The 14,123-nt window shown below is 68.9% G+C and carries 14 protein-coding genes; 7 read left to right on the forward strand and 7 right to left on the reverse strand.

The window, feature by feature from the left end; translation table 11 throughout:
- Positions 1-25 precede the first annotated feature (25 nt).
- Genes JOE59_RS19040 through JOE59_RS01760 form a run of 3 tightly spaced genes read left to right on the forward strand, consistent with a single transcriptional unit; the run spans position 26 to position 1,882 of the window.
- Complete coding sequence (locus tag JOE59_RS19040) at positions 26-508, forward strand: DUF4190 domain-containing protein (protein WP_204458681.1); 483 nt, start codon at positions 26-28, stop codon at positions 506-508.
- Between the two features lie 47 nt (positions 509-555).
- Positions 556-1,257, forward strand: a complete 702-nt coding sequence (locus JOE59_RS01755; RefSeq protein WP_239560053.1) for a DUF4190 domain-containing protein — start codon at positions 556-558, stop codon at positions 1,255-1,257.
- Positions 1,258-1,267: 10 nt separating this feature from the next.
- A complete protein-coding gene (locus tag JOE59_RS01760; RefSeq protein ID WP_204458682.1) occupies positions 1,268-1,882 on the forward strand; it encodes a DUF4190 domain-containing protein in 615 nt (204 codons plus the stop codon).
- Between the two features lie 13 nt (positions 1,883-1,895).
- On the opposite strand, the gene JOE59_RS01765 is transcribed toward JOE59_RS01760, so the two are convergent.
- Positions 1,896-3,083, reverse strand: coding sequence for a class I SAM-dependent methyltransferase (locus JOE59_RS01765; protein WP_204458683.1), 1,188 nt, complete (start codon positions 3,081-3,083; stop codon positions 1,896-1,898).
- A 173-nt stretch (positions 3,084-3,256) separates the two neighbouring features.
- On the opposite strand from JOE59_RS01765, the gene groES reads away from it, so the two are divergent.
- The 3 genes from groES (at position 3,257) to JOE59_RS01780 (ending at position 6,258) form a co-directional block, all read left to right on the forward strand.
- On the forward strand, positions 3,257-3,553 hold the full coding sequence (gene groES, locus JOE59_RS01770; RefSeq protein ID WP_022889766.1) for a co-chaperone GroES: 297 nt from the start codon (positions 3,257-3,259) through the stop codon (positions 3,551-3,553).
- Positions 3,554-3,740: 187 nt separating this feature from the next.
- A complete protein-coding gene (rarD, locus tag JOE59_RS01775; protein ID WP_374191108.1) occupies positions 3,741-4,697 on the forward strand; it encodes an EamA family transporter RarD in 957 nt (318 codons plus the stop codon).
- 265 nt (positions 4,698-4,962) lie between these two features.
- A complete protein-coding gene (locus JOE59_RS01780) occupies positions 4,963-6,258 on the forward strand; it encodes an ABC transporter substrate-binding protein (protein ID WP_204458684.1) in 1,296 nt (431 codons plus the stop codon).
- A 452-nt stretch (positions 6,259-6,710) separates the two neighbouring features.
- Here JOE59_RS01780 and JOE59_RS01785 read toward each other — a convergent pair whose 3' ends face one another.
- The 4 genes from JOE59_RS01785 to JOE59_RS01800 are packed head-to-tail and all read right to left on the reverse strand — an operon-like array spanning position 6,711 to position 10,567.
- The gene (locus JOE59_RS01785) at positions 6,711-7,478 is read right to left on the reverse strand and encodes an ABC transporter ATP-binding protein (RefSeq protein WP_179550940.1); all 768 of its coding nucleotides are present in this window, start codon (positions 7,476-7,478) and stop codon (positions 6,711-6,713) included.
- Complete coding sequence (locus tag JOE59_RS01790) at positions 7,465-8,379, reverse strand: ABC transporter ATP-binding protein (protein WP_179550939.1); 915 nt, start codon at positions 8,377-8,379, stop codon at positions 7,465-7,467. The genes JOE59_RS01785 and JOE59_RS01790 overlap by 14 nt, the downstream gene beginning before the upstream one ends.
- Entirely contained in the window at positions 8,369-9,349 is a 981-nt protein-coding gene (locus tag JOE59_RS01795) for a branched-chain amino acid ABC transporter permease (RefSeq protein WP_179552781.1), read from the reverse strand. The genes JOE59_RS01790 and JOE59_RS01795 overlap by 11 nt, the downstream gene beginning before the upstream one ends.
- Positions 9,350-9,364: 15 nt before the next feature.
- On the reverse strand, positions 9,365-10,567 hold the full coding sequence (locus tag JOE59_RS01800; RefSeq protein ID WP_307836908.1) for an ABC transporter permease subunit: 1,203 nt from the start codon (positions 10,565-10,567) through the stop codon (positions 9,365-9,367).
- Positions 10,568-10,917: 350 nt separating this feature from the next.
- Here JOE59_RS01800 and guaB point away from each other — a divergent pair, with 350 nt between their 5' ends.
- A complete protein-coding gene (guaB, locus tag JOE59_RS01805; protein WP_204458686.1) occupies positions 10,918-12,420 on the forward strand; it encodes an IMP dehydrogenase in 1,503 nt (500 codons plus the stop codon).
- Here the strand turns inward: guaB and JOE59_RS01810 are convergent.
- Both JOE59_RS01810 and JOE59_RS01815 read right to left on the reverse strand, forming a co-directional pair.
- Entirely contained in the window at positions 12,417-12,899 is a 483-nt protein-coding gene (locus JOE59_RS01810; protein WP_204458687.1) for a GNAT family N-acetyltransferase, read from the reverse strand. The genes guaB and JOE59_RS01810 overlap by 4 nt on opposite strands.
- 49 nt (positions 12,900-12,948) lie before the next feature.
- A complete protein-coding gene (locus JOE59_RS01815) occupies positions 12,949-14,100 on the reverse strand; it encodes a MalY/PatB family protein (protein ID WP_204458688.1) in 1,152 nt (383 codons plus the stop codon).
- Positions 14,101-14,123 lie beyond the last annotated feature (23 nt).

Consider the following 14,123-nt stretch of genomic DNA (forward strand, 5'->3'; position numbering starts at 1 on the left):
GACCGCATCGAGGGGAACACCGACAGTGACCGATCCGAACCTTCCCGAGCAGCCCGCCGTTCCGCCGGTCCCGCCGGCACCGCCGGCCGCGACCGAGGTTCCGGCTGCGCCCGCCGCGCCTGCCGCGCCCGCGTACGGCGCGCCGCAGCAGCCCGCTGCGCCTGCGTACGCACAGCCCGCTGCCCCCGCCTACGGCCAGCCCGCACCCGCCTACGGTCAGCCCGCACCCGCCTACGGTCAGCCCGCGTACTCACAGGCGCCCGCTGCGAAGACCAACGTGCTCGCGATCATCTCGCTCGTGTCGGCGTTCTTCGTCTCGCTGGCGGCGGTCATCACCGGCCACATCGCGCTGAGCCAGATCAAGAAGACGGGCGAGCAGGGGCGCGGCCTCGCGATCGCAGGTCTGATCATCGGCTATGTCGGTCTCGCCGCCGGCCTCATCTGGATCATCCTGGTCATCGTGCTCGCGGCGGCCGGTGCCTTCAGCAGCTCGTACTCCTCGTACTGAGCGACGAGCTCGCGCCACTGAACGACCACGAAGAAGGGCGGAATGCCATGAGTGATCCGAAGAATCCCGACGTTCCCGATGTGCCCGACGTGCCCGACGAACCGGTGACGCCGAGCGTGCCCGAACCCGAGGCGCCGACCCCGGCCGAACCCGCGGTGCCGAGCGCACCCGAGCCGGTCGCTCCGGTCGAAGCGGCTCCGGTCGCCTCGACGCCCGACGTTCCATCGGCGCCCGAGCCGCCGGCAGCGCCCGTGCCTCCGGCACCGCCCGCGCCGCCGTCGGGCCCGAGCTACGGCGCGCCGCCGCCCGCTGCACCGAGCTACGGCGCTCCGACGCCGCCGGCGCCTCCTGCCTACGGCGCGCCCGCGCAGCCGGCTGCCGGTGCTCCGGCCTACGGCGCCCCCGCGGCAGGGTACGGCGCTCCGGCGCAGCCCGCCTACGGCGGCGCGTACGCTCCCGCCACGCCGGCGAAGCCGACTCCGGTGCTCAGCCTGATCTCGCTCATCGCGGGCGTCGTGGGCATCATCGGATTCTTCGTCGTCTTCATCCCCTTCGTCGGCGGCATCCTGCAGCTCTTCATCCCGGCCGCAGCCGTCGTGCTCGGCTTCCTGGGCAAGAAGAAGGAGCCGGCAGCCAAGGGCATGTGGCTCACCGGCATCATCCTCGGCTTCGTCGGGGTCGCCATCGGCCTGCTGTCGCTCGTGATGTGGAGCGTGCTGTTCGCCGGCTACGGGAACTACTACTACTGAGGGGCGTCCGATGACCACGCGTGATGGGGCTTCGCCCGACGGCGAGGCCCCTGACCGCGTTCCGGGGGCCGGCGAACCGGACGCTTCGCCGCAGCCGAACGCGTCGCTGCCTGACACGCCGCAGCAGAACGCGTCGCTGCCGGACGTGTCGTTGCCCGACGCGCCGGCGCCGCCACTCGCTCAGCCCGTGTTGCCGCCCGATCCGCCCGACCCGCTCGCCCCGTTCCGGCCGGCCGAGCCGACGTTCCGCGCCGAACCCGCCGTGCGCGAGTTCGAGGTGCCGTTCGACACCGGCCAGTTGCAGTCGATCTCGACCGGGCAACTCCTGATCGTGCACCGTCCGGGCTTCGACACGGTCGAGGAGGCCGAAGAGGAGACGCAACGGCGGGTGTACAGCTGGGTCGCCGCCGTGGTGGGCACCATCGGCGCTGCGGCATCGCTCTTCGTCGGCTGGATGCTGCCGCTCTCGATCGCGGCGATCGTGTTCGGGGTGCTGGGCCTGCGCCGTGAGGAGCACGGCCGGACGCTGGCCTTCGTGGGCATCGGAACCGGGCTCGCGGGGCTCGTGTTCTCGGCCGTCTGGATCGGGTACTACGCCATCGTCTTCGGCGCGCTTCCGAGCTGACCCGGCCTGTGCGTCAGAGGCGCTCGACGAGCAGTGCGACGTGCCGGCCGGACTCCCTCGTCAACACGATCGTCGCGGATGCCGCGCCCTTCAGCTTCAGTCGCGTGCGCAGCTGCGCCGGGTCGACGTCGACGCCGCGCTTCTTGATCTCGAGCGTGCCGATGCCGCGGGCCGCGAGCGCCTGGCGCAGCTGACGTTCGTCGGCGGGCAGGCGCTCGAGCAGGCGGAACCCGCGCGCGAACGGCGAATCGAACGCCGTGTCGCTGGTCAGGTAGGCGATGCCGGAGCTCAGCATCCACGCGCCGTTCGCCCGGGCGAGGTCGCCGATCAGGCGCGCGCGGATCACGGCGCCGTCGGGCTCGTACACGAACTCCCCGAGCGGGCCGACGGGAGCGTCCTCACTGTCGGCATCGGCCGTGAGCTCCTGGGCGGCGTCGCCGCGGATCACGAGCGCTGCACGGCGGATGCCCGGGCGTGCGACCGCCCCGAACCAGACGCCGAGCTCGACGAGGTCGCCGTCGACCGAGACCCACTGCGCCTCGGCGCCGGTCGGAATCACGTCGCGGTCGGTGCCCGGGCCGAGCTTCACGCCGACGGGCATGCGCTCGCCGAGCCCGAAGGCGAAGTCGAGCGAGGGGGAGTAGGCCGAGGCATCCGCGATCCTCGTCGTCGTGCCGCCAGCGGTCGTGCGGCGCGCGGGATCGAGCCAGGCTCCGTCGATGCCGCCGAGCGCGACCTGCTCGGCCTGCTCGTGCAACACGCGCACGTGCGAGAACGGCGTGAGGTTGTATGCGGCGATGGCGGCCGTCACCTCGTCGGCTTCGGCGGCGGTGACCTCGAGGTCGATCGCGGCCATGGCGAGGGCGTCGCCGCCGATGCCGCAGCCGAGGTCGGCGACATGGCGCACGCCGGCGCGCGAGAAGCGTCCGGCGTGGAGGGCGGCGACCTTCAGGCGCGTCGCCTGTTCGAGGCCCGCCTCGGTGAAGAGCATGCGCGACGCGAACGGGCCGAACTTCGCCTCGGCTTTCGCACGGAGCTTCGCCTGGCTGAGCACGGCGGCGACGAGCGTCGGCGGGTGCCCCTGCTTGCGCAGGTCGGCGACGGTCTTGACGATGTCGGCCTTCGAGTCCCAGTCGGGCAGCCCGTCGAGCAGCGTGAGACCCTCGGGGGAGAGCAGTTCGACGAGTTCGGCGCGATCCACCCGGCAACGCTAGCACCGCGCTGCGGCCGGCGTTTCGCCAGTGGCTGAACGGGCTGGCACTCACGTTGCACGAGTGCCAAATCGCGCCTAGACTCGCCTTAGCACTCTCGCTCTGAGGCTGCTAACCAAGTCTTCGTCAAGACAGTTTTCTTCACAGAGAGAAGGGGTCAACCGTGTCGGTTTCCATCAAGCCGCTCGAGGATCGCATCGTCATCAAGCAGGTCGAGGCCGAGCAGACCACCGCATCCGGTCTGGTCATCCCCGACACCGCCAAGGAGAAGCCCCAGGAGGGCGAGGTCGTGGCAGTGGGCCCCGGCCGCATCGATGACAACGGCAACCGCGTCCCGCTCGACGTCGCTGTCGGCGACAAGGTGATCTACTCGAAGTACGGCGGCACCGAGGTCAAGTTCGGCGGCGAGGACTTCCTCGTCCTGTCGGCTCGCGACGTGCTGGCAGTCGTCGTCCGCTAAGGCGCGACAGATCGATCCGAGGCCCGGATGCCCCATGGGGCATCCGGGCCTCGTCGTATGCGGGCAGCGGATGTCGCGGCATCCGCTGCCCGGAATGCCACGCCGTCGTCCCGTCGCGGCCGGATCTCGACGCCGAACGGCCGACCGGTCGCCGATCGGCGCCCGTTCTCGGGCGTAGTCTGTGCTGGTGCCATCCCGCTCCGAGACCCAGGTTCCCGAATCGGCCGGCGCCTCGGCCGGCGTGAGCCGATCCGGCCTCCTCTATGCGATCGCCGCCTACGGTCTCTGGGGATTCCTGCCGATCTACTTCATCGCGCTGGCCCCCTCGGGCCCGGTCGAGATCGTCGCATGGCGGGTGCTCTTCTCGCTCGTCTTCTGCGCCCTGCTGATCCTCGTCACGCGCGCGTGGCGTGCACTCGGCCTGCTCTTCCGCGATCGGCGCATCGTGCTCACGATGGGCCTCGCGGGCGTGCTCATCTTCATCAACTGGCAGACCTACGTCTTCGCGGCGACGACGAACCAGGTCGTCGAAGCGGCGCTCGGCTACTTCATCAACCCCATCGTCACCGTGTTCCTCGGCGTGTTCGTGCAGCGCGAGCGGCTGAACCCGACCCAGTGGACCGCGGTCGGCATCTCGATCGTCGCGGTGATCGTGCTCGCCCTCGGCTATGGTCAGCTGCCCTGGATCGCCCTCGTGCTGGCGTTCTCGTTCGGGTTCTACGGCCTCATCAAGAAGCGCGTCGGCCCGAAGGTCGACGCCGTCTCGGGCCTCACGCTCGAGACCGTCTGGCTCGCGCCGCTCGCCGTCGTGCAACTCGTCTTCGTCGCCATGACGACCGGCCTGACCATCGGCACGGTGAGCGTGTGGCACACGGTGCTGCTGATCGGCCTCGGCGCGGTCACCGCGGTGCCGCTCCTGCTCTTCGCGGCCGCGTCGCGGCGACTGCCGCTCATCTTCATGGGCTTCATCCAGTACTTCGCGCCGTTCATCCAGTTCCTCGTCGGCGTGTTCATCCTGCAGGAGCCGATGCCGCCCGAGCGCTGGGTCGGCTTCGGGCTCGTGTGGCTCGCGCTCATCGTGCTGACGGTCGACCTCATCCGCGGGGTGCACGCGTCGCGTCGGGTGATCGCCGAGCCCGCCTGAGCGGCGGTCGGCGCCTTGCGGGCGGCTCCGGGTGCGAGTCGGGTGGGCGGATGCCACGTGCGCGCGATCTTCGCGTGAAAGCTCGTGATTCCGCCGATTCCGTGCGTCGAACTCGGCCGAGGTGTCGGCAGGGTAACGATTGACGCGGTGTTACACGGTTGTGACCGCAGCGTCTTGTTTCCGCCATGAGCGCGGAATACTGTCAGACAACGGCGTCACCATGGCGCTGCATTGTGTACCAATTCCTTCAGTCCCAAGGAGCAACATGAGCGTATTCGCGAAGGCCACGGCCAAGCGTTCGGCTCGCGCAGCATGGACGGGTCTCGCCATTGCCGGCGTCAGCACCCTTCTCCTGTCTGCGTGCGCGTCGGGCGGCACGCCGTCGACCGAGACGGAAGAGCCGGGCGACGACACCGCCGGCGACGCCCTGCCCATCGAGGCCGGTGAACGTGACCTGACCTTCAAGGTCGGCACGATCCTTCCCCAGAGCGGCACGCTCGCATTCCTCGGCCCGCCCGAGGAGGCCGGTGTGGCTCTCGGCGCCGAAGAAGTCAACGCAGCCGACGCGGGCATGAGCCTCGAGGTCGTCTACCGCGACTCCGGTGACACCACGACCGACATCGCCACCGTCTCCGTGACCGACCTGCTCTCGCAGGACGTCTCGGCGATCATCGGTGCGGCGTCGTCGGGCGTCTCGTTCACCGTCATCGACCAGATCGCCTCGGCGGGAGTCGTGCAGTTCTCCCCGGCGAACACCTCGCCCGACTTCACCGAGTACGAAGACTCCGGTCTGTACTTCCGCACGGCACCCTCCGACCTGCTCCAGGGCGAGGTGCTCGGCACGCAGATCGCCGACGACGGTCACTCGACGCTCGGACTGCTCGTGCTGAACGACCCCTACGGCACCGGCCTCGCGGCCGCGACCAAGGCGGCGTTCGAAGCAGCCGGCGGCGAAGTCGTCGCCGAAGAGCTCTTCAACACGGGTGACTCGAACTTCGACGCGCAGCTCTCGGCCATCTCGGCCTCGAACCCCGACGCCGTCGCAGTCATCACGTTCGACGAGGCGAAGGTCGTCGTGCCGGCGCTCGTCGGCTCGGGCTACCCCGGCGACCAGCTCTACTTCGTCGACGGCAACCTGTCCGACTACAGCGCGGACTTCGCGCCCGGCCTCATCGCCGGCTCGAAGGGCACGCTGCCCGGCCCGAAGCTCGACGACGACTTCCGCGACCGACTGCTCGCAGTCAACCCGGACCTCGCCGACTTCAGCTACGGCCCCGAGTCGTACGACGCGACCGTCCTCATCGCCCTCGCGGCGTACGCGGCGAACAGCACCGAAGGTGCCGACATCGCCAAGTACCTGCGTCAGGTCTCGGGCGGCTCGGGCGACGGCGAGAAGGTCGACAACTTCGCCGACGGCGCTGCGCTGCTCGCCGAGGGCAAGCAGATCGACTTCGACGGTGCTTCCGGTCCCATCACGCTCGACGAGCACGGTGACCCGACCGAAGCGACCATCGGCGTCTACGAGTACGGCGACGACAACAAGTACACCCGCATCAACTAGTACGGGTCGTCACTGAGCGGGTCCCGGCTTCGGCCGGGGCCCGCTTTCGTGCGCCCGGCGCACGCGTGGGCGCCCGTGCGGCGCGTGCGCATCGCCGAGTCGCAGGATCAGACGAGCGACACGGTTGCACTCGGCGCGCCGTCGGCTTCCTCCTGCGCCTCGGCGGAACGCTCTCGCGTCGTCTCGGTCCCACGACCGACGGCCTCGGTGACGGCACCCGATCCTGACGGCCGCAGACGGACGACAGCGGGCCTGTCAGCCGAGTACGGGTCAAGCAGGGGCCAGGCGGGGCGAGCGGCGCGCAGGCCGGCCTGCACGCCCTCTGCACGCGGCATTCGCGAGCAAGCGCGGCCGGCGTTCCCCAGCGCGGCGATTCCGGCCCGCTGGAGTGCGGCAGACAGCGAAGCGGGGCGGATGCCGCAGCATCCGCCCCGCTTCGTTCTCGTGGTGTGTCAGTCCTGCCCGAGGGTGCCCAGGTAGAGACCGATGACCTTCGGGTCGTTCAACAGGTCGCGACCGGTGCCCGTGTAGGCGTCGCGGCCCTGGTCGAGCACATAGCCGCGGTCGCAGATCTGCAGGCAGCGGCGGGCGTTCTGCTCGACCATGATGGTCGTGACGCCGGCGCGGTTGATCTCCTTCACCCGCAGGAAGGCCTCATCTTGACGCACGGGCGAGAGACCCGCGCTCGGCTCGTCGAGCAGCAGCACGTGCGGGCCCATCATGAGCGCACGCGACATGGCGACCATCTGCCGTTCACCGCCCGACAGCGAGCCGGCACGCTGGCCGAGTCGCTTGCCGAGCTCGGGGAAGATCTCGGTGACGAACTCGAGCCGCTCCTTCAACCCCTTGGGCTTCTGGAAGAGGCCCATCTCGAGGTTCTCCTGGATGGTGAGCGACGGGAACACGTTGTTCGTCTGCGGCACGAAGCCCACGCCCTTGGCGACGAGCTTGTTCGCCTTCAGGTTCGTGATCTCCTCGCCGTTCAGGCGGATCTGGCCTTCGCGCACCTTCACGAGTCCGAAGATGGATTTGAGCAGGGTCGACTTGCCGGCGCCGTTCGGGCCGATGATGCCGATGAGCTCGCCCTGTCGTGCCACGAGCGAGCACGCGTTCAGGATGTTCACTCCGGGCAGGTAGCCGGCGGTGACGTTGTCGACCGCGACGACCTCGGCGCCGAGGGGCTCGATCACTGCGCTCGCAGCGGATTCACTGTTCGTCATCGATGAGCTCCTTGATGGCCTCGATGTTCTCGGTGTCGGTGACACCCAGATCGGTGTCGTGGTGGGCGCCGAGGTAGGCGTCGATCACGGCGGGGTTCTCCATGACGGTGTGAGGATCGCCCTCCGCCACGATGCGACCCTCGGCCATGACGACCACCCAGTCTGCGATGTGGCGCACCATGTGCATGTCGTGCTCGACGAAGAGCACGGTCATGCCCTGCGACTTCAGGTCGAGGATGTGGTCGAGCAGCGACTGCGTCAGCGCCGGGTTCACCCCGGCCATCGGCTCGTCGAGCATCACGAGCGTGGGGTCGCTCATGAGCGCCCGCGCCATCTCGAGGAGCTTGCGCTGCCCGCCCGAGAGGCTCGCCGCGTAGTCGGTCTGCTTGGCGTCGAGCTTGAAGCGGGTGAGCAGCTCGACCGCCTTGGCCTCGATCTCCTCCTCCTGCTTGCGCCAGATGAAGGGGAAGACCGCGCGGAAGAGGTTCTCGCCGCTCTGGCCCTTCGCGCCGAGCTTCATGTTGTCGAGCACGCTGAGCAGGCCCAGCGCCTTCGTCAACTGGAAGGTGCGGATGAGGCCCATGCGCGCGACCCGGTAGGCGGGCACGTGCGCCAGCGAGCGCCCCTCGAACTCCCACTTGCCGGTGTCGGGCTTGTCGAAGCCCGTCAGCAGGTTGAAGAACGTGGTCTTGCCGGCGCCGTTCGGGCCGATGAGGGCCGTGATCGCGCCGCGGGGGATCTCGACGTGGTCGACGTCGACCGCCTTCAGGCCGCCGAACGTGCGGGTGACCCCGTCGGCGATGAGGATCGGGTCGACCTTGCGGCATCCCGGCTCTGCCTCGCCGATGTGGAGGCCGGTGGTCTTCACCGGCTTGGACGTGGGAGTGACATCACTTGACAAAGGCCAGCTCCTTCTTGTTTCCGAAGATGCCCTGAGGCCTGAAGATCACGATCAGCATGATCGCGATGCCGACGAGGATGAACCGGAGCTGTCCGGCCTGCACCTGCGTCATGAACGGGAGCCAGCCTGCCTCGACCGCTCGGGAGATGAAGCCCGAGAAGAAGGAGAGCAGCACCCAGAAGATCATCGAGCCGATGATGGGCCCGAGGATCGTGGCGGCCCCGCCGAGGAGCAGGATCGCGTAGACGAAGAAGGTGAGCGAGGTCTGGTAGTTCGCCGGAACGACGGCTCGAGGCAGGATGAAGATCATGCCGGCGAGGGTGCCGTAGACGCCACCGAGGATGAGGCTCTGCATCTTGTACGAGTAGACGTTCTTGCCCAGCGCGCGAACGGCGTCCTCGTCTTCACGGATGCCCTTGATAACGCGGCCCCACGGGCTGCGCATGATGAGCCAGGTGAGCAGAGCCAGGAGCACCACGACGGTCCACCCGACGATGCGCAGCCACCAGTCGTACTCGTTGTACTGGAACGGGCCGAAGCCGTAGGTGCCCTTCGGGATCGGGTTCAGGGCCGCGAAGCTGCCCTTGTAGCCGTTCAGGCCCTGCGCCGAGCCCGTGACGGCCTCGAACGTGTTCGTCGTGAAGATGAGCCTCAGGATCTCCGCCGCCGCGATCGTGACGATCGCGAGGTAGTCGGCGCGCAGCCGCAGGGTCGGGATGCCGAGGATCAGCGCGAACACGACGGACGCGCCGATGCCGACGAGCACCGCGGCCCAGACGGGCAGGTCGAAGGAGAGCACCGAGATGGCGTAGCCGTACGCGCCGAGGGCCATGAAGCCCGCCTGCCCGAAGTTCAGCAGGCCCGTGTATCCGAAGTGGATCGCGAGGCCGAGGGCCGCCAGTGCGTATGCCGCGGTCGTGGGGCTGATGAGCTCCTGCGCCGCGTTGGAGAAGATCTGAATCCAGTCGATCATGGTCGGTCCTCCTTAGCCGATTCTCTCGCGGCGACCGAGGATGCCCTGCGGTCGGAACAACAGCACGAGGATCAGCACGACGAGCGCGCCCACGTACTTCAGGTCGCTCGGCAGCCACAGCGTCGAGATCTCGATGAAGAGACCGACGATGAGGGAGCCGACGAGGGCGCCGAATGCGGTGCCGAGACCGCCGAGGGTGACCGCGGCGAAGATCAGCAGCAGGATCTGGAAGCCCATGTCCCAGCTGACGCCGGGACGGAAGTAGGCCCACAGGATGCCGCTGAGGCCGGCGAGCGCGGCACCGAGCACCCAGACGATGCGGATGACCCGGTCGACGTCGATGCCGCTCGCCGAGGCGAGGCTCGCGTTGTCGGCGACGGCGCGGGTGGCCTTGCCGATGCGGGTCTTCACCAGGAAGTACGCGACGGCGAGGAGGACCACGACCGACACGATCATGCTGCCCACGTCGATCCAGGAGAGCTGGACTCCGCCGAACGACAGCTCCTTCGGGGCGGTGGCCCCGGGCAGCTGCCGGGTCGCTCCGCCGTAGAAGAACTGGTACGTGTAGCGGATCGCGAGCGAGAGTCCGATGCTCACGATCATGAGCGGGATGAGTCCGACGCCGCGTTTGCGGAGCGGTTTCCAGATCACCGCGTCGAGGGTCCACCCGAGTCCGGCGCTGAGCACGATGGCGATCGCGATCGCCAGCCAGATCGGCCAGGCGAGGTCGACGCCGAAGCTCAGCACCATGAGGGCGCCGAAGGTCACCATCTCGGCGTGGGCGAAGTTCGAGAGCCCCGTCGTGCCGAAGATGAGCGAGAGACCGATGGCCGCGAGCGCGAGGAGCAGGCCGAAGTTCAGGCCGTTGATGACTCGCTCGAGCAGCTGCGCCGCGAAGTTCGTCGTCGTGCGTTCGCCCTCGCCGAGGAAGAAGTTCACGGCCTTCAGCTTCGTGAGGCCGAACTCGGCGGTGACGGTGGCGTCGCCCTTCGCGACGACGACGCCCTTGGGCAGGGTGTCTTCGTCGAGGGTGACCTCGTACTCGCCCTTCTCGGGCACGCCGATGCGCCATTTTCCGTCGACATCGGTCTCGGCGTCGGCTTCGAAGCCGCCGCCTTCGACCGTGATCTTGACGCCTTCGAGCGGCTCGCGATCGAATTGCACGTTCCCCGTGAAGAAGTACTCGAATTCTTCGGAAGCCTGGGCCGTACTCACATCCTCCGCCATCGCAGGGGACGCTGCGATGCCGGACAGAGTGAGTGCGGACACGAGGATTCCGAGGAGAACGAGCCACCTCCCTGGAGACCGATGGGCGAGCGTTCGTGTGGGTTTCACTGCACCTCCAAGGGCACCCCTCGGGCTGGTGGCCTTCGGGGTTCGGTCCTTACCTGTCGACAACGTCGTCGACAGTACGTGCCGATTATGTCTCATGTGTTTCGCTCATGAGGCAAACGGCGTTCGATTGTTATCCGGGAATGCCCGGGATGCAAACTCGCTTAACATTGATAGTGCGGGCCCGACCACCGGCGCGCGGTATTCGGGCAGAACTCGACACAAGGAGCGACATGGACCAGGCCGACCCGTTCGGACTCACAGGACTCACCTACGATGACGTCCTCCTGCTGCCTGGCCATACCGATGTGATTCCGAGCGAGGCCGACACGACCTCGCGTCTCACCCGCCGCATCAACGTCGCGACGCCGCTCCTGTCGGCCGCGATGGACACCGTGACCGAGGCCCGCATGGCCGTGGCGATGGCCCGCCAGGGCGGCATCGGCATCCTCCACCGCAACCTCTCGATCGCCGACCAGGCCGACATGGTCGACCGCGTCAAGCGCAGCGAGTCGGGCATGGTCTCCAATCCGGTGACGACGACGCCCGAGGCATCCGTGGCCGACGTCGACGCGCTCTGCGCGACGTACCGGGTCAGCGGACTTCCCGTCGTCGACACCGACGGCAAGCTCGTCGGCATCATCTCGAACCGCGACATGCGCTTCGTCTCCGACTTCGAGAAGCCGACCACGACGGTGGCCGAGGTCATGACGAAGATGCCGCTCATCACGGGCCGTGTCGGCATGAACCCCGATGAGGCGCTCGCGATCTTCGCGAAGCACAAGGTCGAGAAGCTGCCGCTCATCGACGACGAGGGCCACCTCACGGGCCTCATCACGGTCAAGGACTTCGACAAGTCGGAGCAGTACCCGAACGCGACGAAAGACAGCGAGGGCCGCCTCCGGGTCGGCGCCGCGATGGGCTTCTTCGGCGACGCGTGGGAGCGCGCGGAGGCGCTCCGCGACGCCGGCGTCGACGTGCTCGTCGTCGACACCGCGAACGGCGAGTCGGCCGGCGTGCTCGACATCATCCGCCGTCTGAAGACCGACCCGACGTTCGCCCACATCGACGTCATCGGCGGCAACGTCGCGACCCGCGAGGGCGCGCAGGCGCTCGTCGACGCGGGCGCCGACGCCGTGAAGGTCGGCGTCGGACCGGGCTCGATCTGCACCACGCGCGTCGTCGCGGGGGTGGGCGTGCCCCAGATCACGGCCGTGTACGAGGCATCCAAGGCCACGAAGCCGGCGGGAGTGCCGCTCATCGCCGACGGCGGCCTGCAGTACTCGGGCGACATCGCGAAGGCGCTCGTCGCCGGCGCCGACACCGTCATGCTCGGCTCGCTGCTCGCGGGCACCGCCGAGAGCCCCGGCGAACTCGTCTTCCAGAACGGCAAGCAGTTCAAGGCCTACCGCGGCATGGGCTCGCTCGGCGCGCTGCAGACCCGCGGCCAGAAGACCTCGTACTCGAAGGACCGCTACTTCCAGGCGGATGTCCCGTCGGACGACAAGCTGATCCCCGAGGGCATCGAGGGCCAGGTGCCCTATCGCGGCCCGCTGTCGGCCGTCGCGTACCAGCTCATCGGCGGCCTCCGCCAGTCGATGTTCTACGTCGGCGCGCGCACGATCACCGAGCTGAAGTCCAAGGGCCGGTTCGTTCGCATCACGCCGGCCGGGCTGAAGGAATCGCACCCGCACGACGTGCAGATCGTCGTCGAGGCTCCGAACTACACCCGCTAGAGCTCCTGGATGTAGCAGAGCATGCGGTAGTCGGTGCCCGGCTCGACGTTCACGAATCCGTGGCGTTCGTAGAACCGCCGGGCATCGACGTCGTCCTCGTCGACGTTGATGTGCATCTCGCCGCCGCCTCGGCGGAGCACCTCGGCGATCGCGTGCTCGAGCAGTGCCGTGCCGATGCCTGCGCCGCGCAGCCCAGGCGCGACGTAGAGCTCGTCGAGCACGGCGAGCGGGCCGTCGCAGTACACGGTCGGACGCAGTGTCACCACGGCGTAGCCCTGCGGTTCGGGCGGCGCGCCCGCGAACAGCACGAACGCCGCGGCGTCGGCGATGAGCTCGTGGAAGCGCGGCGTCAGCACCTCGCGGCTCGGCGTGGGCGAGTCGAACTCTTCCGCGAACTCGACCTGCAGCCGAGCGGCCGTGAGGGCGTCGTCGGGCACCGCGAACCGGATCTCGATCGACGTGTTCGGTTCGGTCGTCATGGCGCGAGTCCCTTCGTTCGGATCCCTGCCGAGGCTCGTGCCCCGGCGCTCAGCGGGCGTCGGCGAGGCGGGTGATCGCCTCGGCGAGCACCTCGGGCGTGCAGGCGAAGTTCAGTCGCACGTGTCCGCGGCCGACGCTGGCGCCGAACATCGGCCCGATGCCGAGGGCGACCTTCGCATGCTCGAGCGCGTACGCGGCGGGGTCGTCGCCCCAACCCAGCGCCGAGAGGTCGAGCCAGGCGAGGTAGGTCGCGTCGGGCATGCGGTAGCGCACGCCCGGCAGTTCGTCGGCGAGCAGTTCCGCGAGCAGGCGGCGGTTGTCGTCGAGGCTCGCGAGTACGCCGTCGAGCCATGGGCCGCCGTGCCGGAACGCCGCGACGGAGGCGATCGACCCGAACTGGCTCATGCGCCACTCGACCTCGTAGGGGAGCGCGGTGCGAGCGCGGTCGCCGCGATCACTCGCGGTCACGATGAGGGCCGCCTTCAGCCCGGCGATGTTGAACGCCTTCGTCGCCGCGGTCACGGTGACGCCGTGCTCGCGCGCCGCGTCGGAGACGGTGAGGAACGGCGTGTAGTCGACGCCGGGCTGCACGAGCGGACCGTGCACCTCGTCGGAGATGATCGTGACGCCGTGGCGGGCGGCGATGTCGGCGAGGGCGGCGAGCTGCGAGACATCTGGAACCAGGCCGATCGGGTTGTGCGGGTTGCAGAGCACCATGGCGCGGGCGCCGGCCGCGAACGCCGCGTCGATGCCGTCGAGATCGAGCGACCAGCCCTCGTCGATGCCGCCGAGCATGGGCACCTCGACGACCCGGCCGGATGCCTCGGTCACGAGGTCGAAGAACGGCGGGTAGATCGGCGGGGTGATGACGACGCCGTCGCCGGGTTCGGTGACCTGGCGGAGCATCTCGACGATGCCCATGCTGACGTCGGCGGTGCACGTCACCCGCGCCGGGTCGACATCCCAGCCGAGGCGGGTCGCGGCGAAGCCCTGGAACGCCTCGGCGACGGAGAGGCTCCCGGCCGAGTAACCCGTGTCGGAGCGGTCGACGGCCGCATGCAGCGCCGCCTTGATCGGCTCGGCGAGCGGGTAGTCCATCTCGGCGACGGGCAGCGGCAGCACGTCGGCGGGGTAGTGGCGCCACTTCTCGCTCGTTCGCGTGCGGAGGACGTCGAGGGGCTCTGCTGCGGTGCGTTGCATGGATCCAGCTTGCCGCACAACAG

It is taken from the genome of Agromyces cerinus, from assembly GCF_016907835.1.
Taxonomy (GTDB): domain Bacteria; phylum Actinomycetota; class Actinomycetes; order Actinomycetales; family Microbacteriaceae; genus Agromyces; species Agromyces nitratus.